Source organism: Streptomyces sp. V1I1 (assembly GCF_030817355.1).
Classification (GTDB): Bacteria; Actinomycetota; Actinomycetes; order Streptomycetales; family Streptomycetaceae; genus Streptomyces.
Genome location: NZ_JAUSZH010000001.1, coordinates 6,820,035 through 6,835,222 on the forward strand (window position 1 = coordinate 6,820,035; position 15,188 = coordinate 6,835,222).

Annotated in this window: 13 protein-coding genes; 7 read left to right on the forward strand and 6 right to left on the reverse strand. The window is 70.7% G+C overall.

Annotated features, from left to right (window positions below; all coding sequences use genetic code 11):
- The first annotated feature begins 126 nt into the window (after positions 1-126).
- Positions 127-759, forward strand: coding sequence for a TetR/AcrR family transcriptional regulator (locus QFZ67_RS31935; protein ID WP_307664509.1), 633 nt, complete (start codon positions 127-129; stop codon positions 757-759).
- Positions 760-858: 99 nt separating this feature from the next.
- Here the strand turns inward: QFZ67_RS31935 and QFZ67_RS31940 are convergent, their stop codons facing one another.
- A complete protein-coding gene (locus tag QFZ67_RS31940; RefSeq protein WP_307664510.1) occupies positions 859-2,403 on the reverse strand; it encodes an amino acid permease in 1,545 nt (514 codons plus the stop codon).
- Between the two features lie 188 nt (positions 2,404-2,591).
- Between QFZ67_RS31940 and QFZ67_RS31945 the strand changes: the two genes are divergently transcribed.
- A complete protein-coding gene (locus QFZ67_RS31945) occupies positions 2,592-3,881 on the forward strand; it encodes a cyclopropane-fatty-acyl-phospholipid synthase family protein (RefSeq protein ID WP_307664511.1) in 1,290 nt (429 codons plus the stop codon).
- 10 nt (positions 3,882-3,891) lie between these two features.
- Here QFZ67_RS31945 and QFZ67_RS31950 read toward each other — a convergent pair whose 3' ends face one another.
- The 5 genes from QFZ67_RS31950 to QFZ67_RS31970 form a co-directional block, all read right to left on the reverse strand.
- Positions 3,892-5,262 carry a deoxyribodipyrimidine photo-lyase gene (locus tag QFZ67_RS31950; RefSeq protein WP_307664512.1) on the reverse strand — a complete coding sequence of 457 codons (1,371 nt, stop codon included), beginning with the start codon at positions 5,260-5,262 and terminating at the stop codon, positions 3,892-3,894.
- Between the two features lie 142 nt (positions 5,263-5,404).
- On the reverse strand, positions 5,405-6,151 hold the full coding sequence (locus QFZ67_RS31955; RefSeq protein ID WP_307664513.1) for an anti-sigma factor: 747 nt from the start codon (positions 6,149-6,151) through the stop codon (positions 5,405-5,407).
- Positions 6,148-6,732 (reverse strand): sigma-70 family RNA polymerase sigma factor, encoded by a 585-nt coding sequence (locus QFZ67_RS31960; protein ID WP_307664514.1) that lies wholly within the window; start codon positions 6,730-6,732, stop codon positions 6,148-6,150. The genes QFZ67_RS31955 and QFZ67_RS31960 overlap by 4 nt, the downstream gene beginning before the upstream one ends.
- A 332-nt stretch (positions 6,733-7,064) precedes the next feature.
- Positions 7,065-7,907, reverse strand: coding sequence for a siderophore-interacting protein (locus QFZ67_RS31965; RefSeq protein WP_307664515.1), 843 nt, complete (start codon positions 7,905-7,907; stop codon positions 7,065-7,067).
- A 51-nt stretch (positions 7,908-7,958) separates the two neighbouring features.
- Positions 7,959-8,864: a 5'-3' exonuclease gene (locus QFZ67_RS31970; RefSeq protein ID WP_307666049.1), complete on the reverse strand. Its 906-nt coding sequence runs from the start codon at positions 8,862-8,864 to the stop codon at positions 7,959-7,961.
- A 287-nt stretch (positions 8,865-9,151) separates the two neighbouring features.
- Between QFZ67_RS31970 and QFZ67_RS31975 the strand changes: the two genes are divergently transcribed.
- The 5 genes from QFZ67_RS31975 to QFZ67_RS31995 all read left to right on the forward strand — a co-directional run bounded on the left by QFZ67_RS31975 (position 9,152) and on the right by QFZ67_RS31995 (position 15,163).
- Positions 9,152-10,288 (forward strand): glycine betaine/L-proline ABC transporter ATP-binding protein, encoded by a 1,137-nt coding sequence (locus QFZ67_RS31975; protein WP_307664516.1) that lies wholly within the window; start codon positions 9,152-9,154, stop codon positions 10,286-10,288.
- A complete protein-coding gene (locus tag QFZ67_RS31980; protein WP_307664517.1) occupies positions 10,281-12,092 on the forward strand; it encodes an ABC transporter permease/substrate binding protein in 1,812 nt (603 codons plus the stop codon). The genes QFZ67_RS31975 and QFZ67_RS31980 overlap by 8 nt, the downstream gene beginning before the upstream one ends.
- Before the next feature lie 249 nt (positions 12,093-12,341).
- A complete protein-coding gene (locus QFZ67_RS31985) occupies positions 12,342-12,932 on the forward strand; it encodes a helix-turn-helix domain-containing protein (protein ID WP_373430250.1) in 591 nt (196 codons plus the stop codon).
- Between the two features lie 10 nt (positions 12,933-12,942).
- Positions 12,943-13,668 carry a helical backbone metal receptor gene (locus QFZ67_RS31990; protein WP_307664518.1) on the forward strand — a complete coding sequence of 242 codons (726 nt, stop codon included), beginning with the start codon at positions 12,943-12,945 and terminating at the stop codon, positions 13,666-13,668.
- Positions 13,669-13,903: 235 nt separating this feature from the next.
- The gene (locus tag QFZ67_RS31995) at positions 13,904-15,163 is read left to right on the forward strand and encodes a S8 family serine peptidase (RefSeq protein WP_307664519.1); all 1,260 of its coding nucleotides are present in this window, start codon (positions 13,904-13,906) and stop codon (positions 15,161-15,163) included.
- Positions 15,164-15,188: the final 25 nt, after the last annotated feature.

The following is a 15,188-nucleotide window of genomic DNA, read 5'->3' on the forward strand; positions in this document are numbered from 1 at the left end:
GTCGCGCGACAGAAATTAGGGGGAGGGGAAGTCCGTGCCATTGCCCGTCCGTTGCCGGACGGTTACGGAACGCTCACCGTGATCGCGGCGCAGGGGGTGTCCGGGGTGTGTGCGACGATCGGCAGCATGAGCACCACCACGGGACGACGGGTCGGCCGGCCGCGCGCGACGCAGCGGCCGGACAGCGGGATGTCCGCGCGGGACGAACTCCTCCTGGCCGCAGCGGAGTTGTTCACCTCGAGCGGCTACGCGGCGACCACGACCCGGGCGGTCGCGGAGCGCGCGGGCATGCGGCAGGCGACGATGTACCACTACTTCAGCGGCAAGGAGGACCTGCTCGCTGAGCTCCTCGAGTCGACGGTGGCCCCGTCCCTGACGCTCGCACTCCGGCTGCTCGCGGACGACGCGCGCCCGGCGGAGGAACGCCTGTGGGAGCTGTGCCGCGCGGACGTGGAACTGCTGTGCGGCGGCCCGCACAACCTGGGCGCGCTGTACCTGCTCCCGGAGGTCCGGGGCGAACGCTTCACGAGCTTCCACCGGGTGCGGACGGACCTGAAGGCGGCATACGGGCAGCTGCTGGGGGCGACGGCGGCGGGGGGTGCGCTGGACAAGGGGGAGCGGGTGCTCCGTACGGACCTGGTGTTCGGGCTGATAGAGGGCGTGATCCTGGTGCACAGATCGGACCCGGAGAGGGCGGTGGGGGCGTTTGCGGGGGCGACGGCGGACGCGGCGCTGAGGATTGTGGGCGCGGTTCGGTAACGAGGGGCGGTTGGGTTTACCCCACTCCGCCCCCTTCCGAAACCGGGCGGTGCCCAGGCCTCGTTGCGACGCTGACCCTGTCCGGCCCGCACACGGCGTTTATGCGCCGCGGCCGTCGTAACGCTGTGCTCCCCGAGTCATCCGCCACCGCCACGCCGCTCCGAGTCCGACCGTGACCACCAGGAACAGCACGGTGAACCACTGGAAGTACCAGTGGCCGCCCGACGGGTCGTACACAGCGGCCCGCGGCCAGGCGAGGTTGACCGTCATCGCCAGTCCGTACACGAGGGCCAGTGCATTGACCGGCAGGCCCCAACGCCCCAGTGAGAACAGCGGTTTGCCCGCCTCGTCCAGGCCCGTGTCGCGGCCGTAGGTCCCGCGCAGGCGGCGGACCAGCATCGGGCCCGTCACCATCGCGTACGCCAGGTACAGCATCGCGATGCAGGTCGTGCCGATGGCGAGGAAGGCCTCCGGCGACGCGAGGTTGAGCAGACCGAGCGCTGCGGCCGCGGCGCCCACGACCAGGGCGGGTCCGGCCGGCATTCCGGTGCGCGGGGAGACCTTCGCGAGGCGGGCCGAGCAGGGCAGCACCCCGTCGCGCGCCATCGAGAAGAGCATCCGGGCTCCCGCCGTCTGGATGGCCAGAGTTGCCACGGCGATCGCGATCACCACATCGACGAGCAGCGCCTTGCCGACGCCGTCACCGAGGCTGCTGGTGAGCACATACGACAGACCCTCGGTCGCGAGCCGCCCGTCCGTCAGGCTCGGCGCGGCCAGTACCCCGCCGAGCAGCAGCAGCCCGCCGAGGACGCCCGCCGAGGCGAGTGCGAGCAGGATCGTGCGCGGGGCGGTACGGCGGGGGCTGCGGGTCTCCTCGCTCAGCTCGCCCGCGCTGTCGAAGCCGATGAGGACGTACGCCGCGGTGAAGGAGCCGATGAGCAGCGCGCCGATCGCCCCGCCCTGGCCGCCGGTGTGCAGGGTGACGCCCGGGCCGCGCTCGGAGTGGGTGAGGAGGAGTACGACGATCAGTACCGCCCCGATGATCTCGGCGGTCACACCGATGCGGTTCACCGCCGACATGACGCGGTTGTCGAGGAGGTTCACCAGCGTTGTAAGGGCGAGGAGTACGACCGCGAGCACCGCGGCGTTCGCGGCGCCCGAGGGCGTGATCGGCGACGGGTCGCCGCCGAACAGCTGGAAGCCGGACCAGATCGCCGGGAGTACGACCTGGAGTGCCAGGGCTGCCGCGGCGACCACGACCACCTGGCCGATCACCATGATCCAGCCCGCGAACCAGCCGAAGGACGGGGTGCTGAGCCGCGTCGACCACTGGTAGATCGCGCCCGACAGCGGGTAGCGGGCGGCGAGTTCGGCGAAACAGGCCGCGACGAGCAACTGGCCCACGAGCACGGCGGGCCAGGTCCAGAAGAAGGCCGCGCCGCCGAAGGAGAAGCCGAACGCGAAGAACTGGAAGACGGTGGTGAGGACTGAGATGAAGGAGAACCCGGCCGCGAAGGAGGCGTACCGCCCCATGCTGCGGTGCAGCTCCTGGCGGTAGCCGAAGCCGGCCAGCGCGGCTGCGTCGCCGCCCTGGCCCGTCTCCGGAGGATCGGGCCGTACGTCCGTGGTTGCGGTGGCGGTCATGGCAGCCCCTGTCGCTGTTTCCTGTCGGGTGACAGAAATTAGGGATGAGCTGTTTCACCGGCGTCACGCGCCCGTATCCGAACGGGGCCCAAGTCCTCACGCCCGAAAGATCTCCCACTCGACCAATCCGGGGCCGCTATTGCACCGAATCAACTCCGTCCCCGTCAGCTTTCCCTGGAGGGTGTGAAGTGAGCGTGTCCGTGTCTCCGGCGTCCCCAGCGTCCCCAGCGTCCCCAGCGTCCTCGGTGTCCGAGCGAACCGCGTCCGTCGACGCCCGGCGGTGGCCCGATGTGGCCACCCTGCCCCGGGCGCCCCGGATGCGGACGGCCGTCGCCGAACGGCTCGTCCGGCGTGCCGTCGGCAGGCTGCCGTTGCGGGTGCGCCTCGCCGGCGGCGCCCCGATCGGCCGGGGCGGACCGCTCATGGTGGTGCACGACCCGCACGCGTTCTTCCGGCGCATCGGCTCCGGCGGCCTCGTCGGCCTCGGCGAGTCGTACATGGCGGGCGAGTGGGAGGCCCACGACCTCGTCGGTGTGCTGACCGTGTTCGCCGAACACGCGGCCATGTTCGTCCCCGGGCCGCGCGGGCGGCTGCGCGGAGCCCGGCCGCCCCGGCAGCCTGCCGAACACCGCACCGACGACCTGCCCTACGACCTGCCCAATGACCTGCTCAACGAACTGTTCGCGCTCTTCCTCGACGAGACCCTCACTTACTCCTCCGCTCTCTTCCGCGGCTTCCCGGCAGAGCAGCACCTGCTCCCCGCCGCGCAGCACCGCAAGATCGACCGGCTGCTCGACCTGGCGGGGGTCGGCGCGGGCACTCAGCTGCTCGAAATCAGCACCGGCTCCGGCGAGTTGGCGATCCGGGCGGCACAGCGCGGCGCGCGCGTGCTGACCGTCACGCTCTCGCGGCAGCAGCAGGAACTGGCGCGGCGGCGCGTCCGCGAGGCCGGTCTTGAGCATCGCGTGACCGTCCTGTTGCGTGACTACCGCAAGGTGCTCGGCCGTTACGACGCGATTGTCAGCGTGGAGATGATCGAGGCCGTCGGCCAGGAGCACTGGCCGCAGTACTTCATGACGCTGGACCGGCTGCTGGCGCCCGGCGGCCGGGTCGCCCTCCAGACGATCACGATGCCGCACGAGCGGCTGACGGCCTCCCGTACCGCGTACGCCTGGACGCAGAAGTACATCTTCCCGGGCGGGCTGCTGCCATCGACCGAGGCGATCGGGCAGATCGTCACCCGCTGCACCGGGCTGCGGCCGGCCGAGCGGGTCCGCTTCGGCCCGCACTACGCCGAGACGCTGCGGCTGTGGCGTGAACGCTTCACGCAGCGCGCCGCCGACGTCGAAGCTCTCGGCTTCGACGAGACCTTCCGCCGGATGTGGACCTTCTATCTCGCCAACTCGGAGGCCGGTTTCAGCGCGGGCTGTCTGGATGTGCAGCAAGTGCTGCTGACCAAGGAAGAGATGGCCTCCTGAGCCGCGCGGATCAGTCCAGGCCGCGCGCACGCTCGAACCGCGCCCGCCCCTCCGCCACTTCCACCAGCGGGTCCGGGTAGTCGAGCCTGGCCCGTTCCAGGCCGTCGAGCTTCCAGGGCTCGTGGACAGCGGCTCCGGCCAGCTGCGCGAGCTCCGGGACCCAGCGGCGTACGTAATCCCCGTGCGGGTCGAACCGCTTCGCCTGCGCGAGGGGATCGAGGACGCGGTTGGGGCGGGTGTCGGTCCCGGTGCCCGCCGCCCACTGCCAGTTGAGCTGGTTGCTGGCGATGTCCCCGTCCACAAGGAGGTCCAGGAAGTGGCGGGCGCCGATGCGCCAGTCCATGTACAGGGTCTTGGTGAGATAGCTCGCCGCCAGCAGCCGCGCGCGGCCCGGAATCCACCCCTCGTACCGCAGCTGGCGCATCGCCGCGTCCACAATCGGGCAGCCGGTCCTGCCGTCCTTCCAGGCGGCGATCTCCTTCTCGTCCCTGCGCCAGTGGTCGCCGCGGGCACGGTAGTCGGCGTGGGCCGCATCGGGCCGGGCGGCGAGGACCTGGTGGTGGAAGTCCCGCCAGGCCAGCTGCCGTACGAACGCGTCCGAGCCCGGGCCGCCCTTGCCGCGTGCTCTCTGGACGACTTCGGCGGCGGAGAGCGTGCCGAAGTGGAGATGGGGCGAGAGCCGGGAGGTCGCGTCGCCCGGCAGATCGTCGTGCCGCCGCTCGTACGCCGCGATGCCGCCGCCCTTGTCGGGGAGCCAGCCGCTCAGTTGCCGTCGGGCCTCCGGCTCACCGCCCCTGGCGAGCCCGGGCGACACCCCGGCAACCGCGGTGCGCCGCGGCAGCGGATGGCCGGCGAGCTCCGGGACCGGCACGGTGCGCGGCGCGGCCATTGCCTCACGCGGCCCGGCCGCCTCCCATCTGCGGAAGTACGGCGTGAACACCGCGAAGTGGTCGCGTCCTGTGGGCGTCACGTGCCCCGGTGGCAGCGCGGTGATCACCCCGTCGTGGACGTGCAGGGCGCACCGGACCGCCTCCAGCGCCTCGCGCAGTCGCGCTTCCCTGCGTACGGCATAGGCGCTGACGCCACCCGCGATATGCACCGAGCGGGCCCCGCTCTCGGCGACCACCCGGCAGACCTGCTCGGTGACTTCGCCGGTACGGATCACCAGCCGGCCGCCGCGCTCGCGCAGCCCGGCGTCCAGCGCGGCCAGGCAGTCGGCAAGAAAGGCGCGGCGGTTGGGCACGTCGAAGCCCGCCCGGTGCACGCCCCGGTCGAGCACGAACAGCGGCACCACCGCATCGGCGCCGCGCAGGGCCGCGCGCAGCGCCGGCTGGTCGTGGAGCCGCAGATCGGAGGTGAAGAGCATGACCGCAACGCTCATGAGCCGTCCTTCCTCGGGTGGGAAGTGCATCAGGCGGGGAAATGCAGCAGTCGGCGAAATGCATCCAGGGGAACGGGTATCAGGCGGGAACGGGCATCAGAACGCGCATCAGGTGGGGAAGCCCATCAGGTGGGGAAGCGCATCAGGTGGGGAAGCGCATCAGGGCGAGCGGATCGGTGGTCGGCTCGGGGGAGCCGCCCGCCGGTTCGACGGTCAGGCCCATGCCCGAAGCCGCGCCCACCGGTCCGTCCATAAGTACGGCGTTGTCGGTGACGGCGGGGTCCATCAGACCGGCGGGACGCATCTTTCCCCCGTCCTCGAACCAGAGTTGGTAGACCTTGCCCTGCGGCGGCTTGGGCAGCCCGGAGGTGAGGAAGGCCGCTTTGTTCCTGCTGTGCGAGACGACGACCGTGCCGCGTGCCCCCTCCGGCAGTTTCGAGCTGCTCACCCTGGCGTCGGGCGCGGCGAGCACCGAGGCCAACTCCTCGGCCTGCCGCTGCGAGCGCTGAGCCTCCTCGCGTGCGTCCCGAGCTTCCTGGTGCTGCCAGGCGGCGACCCCGCTGAAGGCGACGGCGGCGGCGAGACAGGCCGCCAGCACGAAGCGCGACGCCGCCCGGCCGCGGCGGGCGGCACCTCGGTGGGCCCGCGAGACGCGGGGCGGCTCCTGGCGCTCGGCGGAGATCTTCCTCAGCACGTGCTGCTTGAGCGCAGGCGGCGGCGTCACAGCCATGGCGAGTCCCAACTTGCCGACGGTGGCGGCCAGTTCGCGCACCTCCTGGGCGCAGGCCGGGCAGAGCAGAAGGTGCCGTTCGAACTCTGCGCGCTCGTCGGGCGACAGCGCGTGCAGCACGTAGGCGCCGGTCAGCGTGTGCAGATCAGCGGCGTTCATGCGCTCACCCCCAGGCAGTCGCGCAGCCGGATGAGCCCGTCGCGCAGTCGTGTCTTGACCGTGCCGAGCGGCACGGAGAGCAGTTCGGCCACTTCCCGGTAGGCCAGCCCTCGGTAGTACGCGAGTGTCACCGACTGCCGCTGCAGCTCGGTCAGGCCGCGCAGACAGCGCCGTACCTGCTCACGCTCCAGCCGGGCCTCGACCTGTTCGGTGACCTCGTCGTAGGCGGGGGTCTGCTCGAGCAGTGCCGCCCGCCGCTCTCGGTCGGTGGCGGCCTGGGCCGACCGGACCCGGTCCACGGCGCGGCGGTGGGCGAGCGTGAGTATCCAGGTCATCGCCGATCCGCGGGACGGCTGGAAGCGCGCCGCGGTACGCCACACCTCGATCAGCACCTCCTGCGTCACCTCCTCGGACTGGGCCGGGTCACGCAGCACGGCGCGCACCAGCCCCAGGACCGGACCGCAGACCGCGTCGTACACCCGGGAGAAAGCCTCCTGGTCGCCTCGGGCCACCAGCCCGAGCAGCTGCTGCAGATCGGGCCCCGCCGAGGCGGGTCCGCCGATGTGTACGGCTTGGTTCACGCGGCTTTCCTCCACTGTGCGGGCATGTCGTCCGGACAGATTCCACCAGGCATTCGGAGCCCATGGAGCGGCGGATTGGTCCGGGTCCGCAGATGGTTGCACGTGACCGGATGACGGTCGGCGGCGAGGCGGCTATCCGGGCGTGAGCCGCCAGTTGGGCGCATGGCGTTGGCAAGGGCGGACTTGGGCCCTGGTCGTCGACAAAGCCCCCCGCTGCTTGGCGAAAACCCCACACCTCATCGCAAAAGTCCCCGGCTGCATCGCAAACGTCCCCGGCCGCATCGCAAAAGCCCCCGCCGCATCGCGCAACCGGGGGCCAAGAGGAGCGAGCGTCAGGCCGCCTTCTCCTGTTCGCGCTCCACCTGTTCGTTCCACTCGCGCTTGACCGCGCGCCACGCCTCGTCCGACTGGCCGAGCCGCCAGTACCCCGAGATCGACAGCTGCTCGCGCGGAATCTGCCGGTCCAGCCGCAGATGGCGGCGCAGCTCCTTCACGAAGCCCGCCTCGCCGTGGACGAACGCGCAGACGTCGCCCTCGGGGAAGTCAAGCGCGCTCACCGCCGCCGCCAGCGCCTCGCCCACCGGCCGCGCCCCGCGGTGCAGCCAGTTGATCTCCACTCCGTCCGGCGTGACGATCTTCTGCTCCTCCTCGGGGCCCGTGACCTCGACGAAGGCATGGACGTGCGCGCCCGCCGGCATCCGCTCCAGCGACGCGGCGATGGCGGGCAGCGCGCTCTCGTCGCCCACCAGCAGATGCCAGTCGGCCGCCGGGTCCGGGGCGTAGCCGCCGCCAGGGCCCTGGATCCGGATCGTGTCGCCCACGCGCGCCGTCGCCGCCCACGGGCCCGCGAGGCCCTCGTCGCCGTGGACCACGAAGTCGACCGCGAGCTCACGGTGGGCCGGGTCCCAACTCCGTACCGTGTAGGTGCGGTTGGCGGGCCACTGCTCGCGCGGGAACTCCTCGCGGATCCGCTCGATGTCGAACGGCTCCGGATACGTCACGCCCACGGGCGCGAACAGCAGCTTGATGTAGTGATCGGTGAACCCGTCGAGACCGAATCCGGCCAGCCCCTCACCGCCGAGGACGACACGCACCATGTGCGGGGTGATCCGCTCGGTGCGCACCACTCGCGCCTCGTAGGGCTTCGGTGCCTTGCGGGCCGGTCGTTCTGCCACGGCGGTCTCCCCTGGGCTCGTGCGCTGCTTAGGCTAGCCTAAGTTAACACCTCAGCGCTGGAGTGTGGACAGCAGCCGCGTCAGGGCGCCGCCGAGCCCCCACTGGGCGGCCAGCTCGTCGAGCGTCGCCGGATCTCGGGGCTCGGAGGGCAGCGCGGGGTCGAAGTCGGGCAGCGGCACGTCGGACGCGACCCGTACGACCTGCGGCGCGACCGCGACGTAGTCCCTGGCCTCGTCCAGCCGCTTGCGCTGCGAGGGCGTCAGCTTCGCGGTCCTGTCGTCGACGGCGGACATGATCCCGGCCAGATCGCCGAAGGTGTCCAGCAGCTTGGCCGCGGTCTTCTCGCCGATCCCGGGCACGCCCGGCAGCCCGTCGCTCGGGTCGCCGCGCAGCAGCGCCAGGTCGATGTACCCCGGGCCGTCCACGCCGTACTTCTCGCGCAGCCATGCCTCGTCCGTCACCTGGAGCGTCCCGACGCCCTTGAGCGGATACAGCACCCGCCGCCGGCGCGCGTCGTCGACCAGCTGGAACAGGTCGCGGTCGCCGGTGACGATGTCGACGGGGCCGGTCGCACGCCCGGTGAGGGTGCCGATGACGTCGTCCGCCTCATACCCGTCGGCCCCGACGCGCGCGATGCCGAGCGCGTCGAGCACGTCCATGATCACCGGGACCTGGGGAGTCAGGGTGTCCGGGATCTCCTCCTCGTCAGGACCCGTCTGCGTCTCCACGGCGACGCGATGCGCCTTGTACGAAGGGATCAGCTCCACCCGCCATTGCGGCCGCCAGTCGTTGTCCCAGCAGGCCACAAGGTCGTCGGGGCGATGGTCCTGGACCAGCCGCGCGATGAAGTCGAGCAGCCCGCGCACGGCGTTGACCGGGGTGCCGTCGGGGGCCCGGACCGAATCCGGGACCCCGAAATAGGCGCGAAAGTACAGGGAAGCGGTGTCGAGGAGCATCAGGCGTCGCGTCACAGACCTGATGATGCCGCACCCCACTGACAGCCACCCCCGCGCCGCCCTCGTGCGATGGATCGCCGCCCTCGTGAGGTGGATCACTGTTGCGTTTGCTCCTGGAAAGGCCAGGGAAGGCGCGGGCCCGGAGCGGACCCCGTGGCGATTTCACCAAATTCGCCGGGAAAGAAGCGGGCCGAACCCGCCCTGCTCCACGGCCCTTCCCCTGCCTTCGGCGGGGAGACCCCATGCGGGGGCTGGCGGGCCGTTTCGGTTCAACGCGTGAGGTGTATGTGTCCAGGCTGCAAGCCGAGCACTTGTACAAAGTGTTCGGCAGACGACCCGACGAAGCGGTACGCAAGCTCGAAGGCGGCAGTGACCGCGACGAGCTGCGCACCGACGGTACGACAGCAGCGGTGATCGACGCCTCGTTCGCCGTCGAGCCGGGTCAGATATTCGTCGTCATGGGTCTGTCCGGGTCCGGCAAGTCCACCCTGCTGCGCATGCTGAACGGGCTGCTCGAACCCACCGCCGGACGCGTCCTCTTCGACGGCCAGGACCTGACCGCCCTGAGCCCCCGCGAGCTGCGCACCGTACGCTCCGCCAAGATCAGCATGGTGTTCCAGCACTTCGCGCTCTTCCCGCACCGCAGCGTGCTGGAGAACGCCGGATACGGCCTCGAAGTGCAGGGCGTCCCGCGCCCCGAGCGCGACCGGCGCGCCGCCGAGGCCCTGGAGCTGGTCGGTCTGGCCGGCTGGGAGAAGTCCTGGCCCGACGAACTCTCCGGCGGTATGCAGCAGCGCGTCGGGCTCGCCCGCGCGCTCGCCACCGACGCCGATCTGCTGCTGATGGACGAGTCCTTCAGCGCGCTCGACCCGCTGATCCGCCGAGATATGCAGGACCAGCTCCTCGAACTGCAGCAGCGGCTGAAGAAGACCATCGTCTTCATCACTCACGACCTCAACGAGGCCATGCGCCTCGGCGACCGGATCGCGGTGATGCGGGACGGCAGGATCGTCCAGCTCGGCACCGCCGAGGACATCCTCGTCACCCCGGCCAACGACTACGTCGCCTCCTTCACCCAGGACGTCGACCGCTCCCGGGTGCTCACCGCCGGCGCGATCATGGCCGACCCGCAGACGGTGTACGGCACCTGGACGGACAGCGGCAAGGAGCTGCGTAACGCCAGGGACGTGCTGGCCGCCGCGCCCGTCACCGTCCGTGCCGACACCCCGATCATCGAGCTGTTCACGCCCTGCTCCAGCAGCGGCGTCGCCGTCGCCGTTATCGACGACGAGGGGGAGCTGATCGGCGTCGTACCGCGCGCACGGCTGCTCGCGGTCCTCGGCGAGCCGATGACCCCGGCAGCGATTCCGCCGCAGACCGCGGGCCCCGCGCAGGGTGTCGCCAAGGAGGTGGCCAGTGCCTAGGCTCCATCTCGGCGACTGGGTCGACGGCGGCGTCGACTGGCTCCAGTCCCATCTCTCCTGGCTGTTCGACGCCATCAGCTCGCTCGTCACCGGCATGTACGACGGCATCGACGCCGTACTGTCCGGCCCCGAGCCGCTGCTCTTCGCGGGCATACTCGCCGTCGTCGCCTGGTGGCTGCGCGGCCTGTCCGCGGGGGTCCTCGCCTTCGCCGGTTTCGCGCTCATCGACTCCATCGAGCTGTGGGACGACGCGATGGCGACCCTCTCGCTGGTGCTCGTCGCCACCATCGTCACGCTGGTGATCGCGATCCCGCTCGGCGTCTGGGCCTCCCGCTCCAACACGGTCAGCCAGATCACCCGGCCGGTGCTCGACTTCATGCAGACCATGCCGGCGATGGTCTATCTGATCCCCGGCGTCATCTTCTTCGGCGTCGGCGTGGTCCCCGGCATCATCGCGACGATCGTCTTCTCCCTGCCGCCCGGCGTACGGATGACCGAGCTCGGCATCCGCCAGGTCGACAACGAGCTCGTCGAGGCCGCCGAGGCCTTCGGCACGACTCCGCGCAACACCCTGCTGCGCGTCCAGCTCCCGCTCGCCCTGCCCACGATCATGGCCGGCATCAACCAGGTGATCATGCTCGGCCTGTCCATGGTGGTCATCGCCGGCATGGTCGGCGGCGGCGGCCTCGGCGCCGCCGTCTACCGGGCCATCGGCAATGTCGACGTCGGTCTCGGCTTCGAGGCCGGAATCTCCATCGTCATCCTCGCCATGTACCTGGACCGGATGACCGGCGCGCTGGGCCGCCAGGTCTCGCCGCTCGGCCGCCGCGCCCTCGCCAAGGCGAAGTCCCTGACCGGCGGGCGGAAGATCTGGAACCACCGTCCGCAGCCTGCCCTCGCCGTCGTGGGCGTCGTCGTCCTCGCGCTCGTCGCGGGCGGCATGGGCATGTTCGGCAAAGCCAAGTCCGCAGGCGCCTCGGACGCCTCGAACGTCGGCCAGGGCAAGAAGGTCTCCATCGGCTACATCCCCTGGGACGAGGGCATCGCCTCCACCTTCCTCTGGAAGGAAATGCTGGAGCGGCGCGGCTACGAGGTCGAGACCAAGCAGCTGGAGGCCGGAGCGCTCTACACCGGTCTGGCCGGCGGCCAGGTCGACTTCGAGACCGACTCCTGGCTGCCCGTCACCCACGCCCAGTACTGGAAGAAGTACCAGAGCAAACTGGAAGACGTGGGCTCCTGGTACGGCCCCACCTCGCTGGAGCTCTCCGTCCCCTCGTACATGAAGGGCATCGACTCCCTGGAGGACCTCAAGGGCAAGTCGGGCCAGTTCAAGGGCCGGGTCATCGGCATCGAGCCGAGCGCCGGAATGATGGGCATCCTCAAGGACAAGGTCCTGAAGGACTACGGCCTGGAGGGTGAGTACAAGGTCGTCGACGGCTCGACGCCCGGCATGCTGGCCGAGCTGAAGCGTGCGTACGACAAGAAGGAGCCCATCGTCACCACGCTGTGGTCGCCGCACTGGGCGTACAGCAGCTACGACCTGAAGAAGCTCAAGGACCCCAAGGGTTCCTGGGGCAAGGGCGACGGCGTGCACACCCTGGCCCGCAAGGGCTTCTCCGCCGAGAACCCGCAGGTCGGCAAGTGGCTCAAGAACTTCAAGATGACCGAGAAGCAGCTCACGGACCTTGAAGCCAGGATCCAGACGACGGGCAAGGGCAAGGAGCAGGACGCGGTCCGCGCCTGGCTCAAGGAGTACCCGGGCCTCGCCGACAAGTGGACTCCCCTCGCCAGAGTTCAGCAGTGAAGGCCTGGATGAAGCAGAACCCGGGCATCGCGGAAAAGATGGCTCCGCAGTAGCCCGCGACATGCACAAGGGGTGGCCCCGCCAGTGGCGGAGCCACCCCTTGTGGCTTTCCGGTCTGCGGGCCGGCCGGCCCGCACAGGGATGGACTTGCAGGGAAGCCCGGGCAGGAAGCTGCGTAAGGTGAGACTGGACCAGGGAAGGGGAGCCCGGCAGATGGACGCGAAAGGCGCGAAGGACGCGATGGACGCGATGGATGCGATGGGCCCGAAGGACCCGAAGGAGACCGAACCCCTTCGGGTGGGCGCTGCTGTGCGCAGGCGCCGCCGTGCCCTGGACCTCACGCTCGCCGCGGTCGCGGCGCGCAGCGGCCTCTCCGTGCCCTTCCTCAGCCAGGTCGAGAACGAGCGGGCCCGCCCCAGCATGCGCTCCCTCCAGCGGGTCGCGGACGCCCTGGAGACCACGCCCGGCCGGCTGCTCGCCGCGTCCGACGCAGCGCGCACCGTCAATGTCGTACGCGCGGCAGCAGAAGGGGCACGGCCGCCGGGCACGAGGCCCCGTCGGCTCGTGCGGGGGCACCATCAACTGCAAGCCCTGGAATTCACCGGGGAGCATGATCCAGGACGCGAATTCCAGCACCGCAACGACGAGCTGATGTACGTCGCCGACGGCGCCGCGGAGGTCGAGGCGGAGGGCCGCGCCTACCGGCTGGCGCGCGGCGACACCCTCTTCCTCTCCGGTGGCGTACGGCACCGGTGGCGCGCCACCGCCCCCGACACCCGGATCCTCGTCGTCTCGGTCGCCGACCACATCGACGACGCGGGCCCCGAGCCCCGGCGCTGAGGGCGGCCGCGTGCGCGTCGTGTCGCTGGTGCCCTCGCTGACCGAGGCCGTGGCCGTCAGCGCGCCCGGACGGCTGGTCGGGGCCACCGACTGGTGCAGCCACCCCGCCGAGCTCGCTGTCGTACGGATCGGGGGCACCAAGAACCCGGACGTGGCGGCGGTGATCGGGCTACGGCCCGATCTGGTGATCGCGAACGAGGAGGAGAACCGCGCGCCCGATCTGGCCGCGCTGCGGGCTGCGGGCATAGAGGTGCTGGAGACGGAGATACGCGACCTGGAGCAGGCGTTCCGCGAGCTGGAGCGGGTGCTGGCAGCCGTCTGCGGGCAGGCCCGGCCGCGCTGGCTGGACGAGGCGCGGCAGGCGTGGTCCGCGATCGCGCCGGTGGGCGAGTGGCGGGCGGTCGTGCCGGTCTGGCGGCGGCCGTGGATGGTGCTCGGCCGCGACACCTTCGCCGGTGATCTGCTGGCCAGGCTCGGCGTTCGGAACGTGTACGCGGGGCACGCCGAGCGCTATCCACGCATCCCGGTGGACGAACTGCGGGACAGCGGCGCCCAGCTGGCGGTCCTGCCCGACGAGCCGTACCGCTTCGCGGCGGACGACGGGCCCGAGGCCTTTCCGGCGATGCAGGCCGCGCTGGTCAGTGGCCGGCATCTGACCTGGTACGGGCCGTCGCTGGCCCAGGCGCCTTCGGTGCTCGGCGCGGCGCTGCGACGAGCAACCCGGCAGCTGGGCTGAAACCTGCCCGTGCCACCGGCTGGGGGCGGGCGGACCGATCGTCGTAGCGGCGAGGGCCGGACGGGACCACATGGTTGACAGGTGGTCAGAGAATCCGGTGACCGCCGGATGTCGGGCTTCCGCACCGCCGCAAACCTGCTAGCTGTGAACGCGGTAGCGAAGCAGACATGCCATGAACTCCCCAGAAACACCGGGTTGAGTCTCGGCTCTCACATGCCCTCAAGAAAGGTCCGGGATGCCCAAACTTTTCGGTATCGCCCTCCTTGCGCTCGTGCTTGCGGCCGCATCACCGACCCCCGCGATGGCCAAGGCGCCCGCACAGTCCGACCAGATCCCCGGCGGGTACATCGTGACCCTCAAGGACACAGCCGCCCCCGAGGGTGTCGATATGAACGAGGCTGTGGACGCGGCTGTCGAGCAGGCATCCACCCTGGGTGCCAGGGTGCAGCACGTGTACCGCTACGCCCTTCACGGCTACTCGGCGTCCATGAGCCCCAGCGTCGCAGCCAAGCTCGCCGACGACCCCCGGGTGAGTTCGGTGGAGCCCGACCGGGTGGTGCATGCCACCGCCCAGTCGACCCCGACCGGCGTGGACCGGGTGGAGGCCGACCAGAGCCCCACCGCGGCCATCGACGGTGTGGACACCCAGGTGAACGCCGACGTCGCAGTCATCGACACCGGGATCGCCCCGAACCACCCCGACCTGAACGTGTACCGGGCCGGCGGCAAGAGCTGCTGGCTGTCCTTGCTGCCCCCCTCCGACTTCCACGGCCATGGCACGCATGTCGCCGGAACCATCGGCGCCCTGGACAACGGCACCGGCGTGGTCGGTACGGCACCGGGCGTCCGGCTCTGGCCGGTGCAGGTGCTCAGCCCCCTCGGCAGCGGCAGCACCTCGAACGTCATCTGCGGCATCGACCACGTCACCGAGCACGCCGACGAGATCGAGGTTGCCAATATGAGCCTGGGCGCATCGGGCACCGACGACGGCAACTGCGGCAAGACCAACAAGGACGCCATGCACCAGGCGATCTGCAATTCCGTCGCCGCCGGCGTCACGTACGCGGTGGCGGCCGGCAACGACCACTCAGACGCCAAGAACATGATCCCCGCCGCATACGACGAAGTGATCACCGTCAGCGCCCTCGCCGACTTCAACGGCAAACCGGGGGGTCTTGCCCAGCCGACGTGCCGCATCGACGTGGACGACACCTTCGCCAACTTCTCCAACTACGGCTCCGACATCGACCTGATCGCGCCGGGCGTGTGCATCCGCTCCACCTCCAACACCGGCGGCTACACGACGATGTCCGGCACATCGATGGCCGCGCCCCACGTCGCGGGTGGCGCAGCCCTGTACCTGGCCAACAACCCCGCCGCATCGCCCCAGACCGTCAAGGCGGCTCTGCAGGCTGCCGGAAGCTTCGACCGGACCTGGCCCTCCCAGGACGGCGACGGCACCAAGGAGCCCCTGCTCAAACTCACGAACTTCTGACGGCGGCCGTCCTTCTGACGGCCGT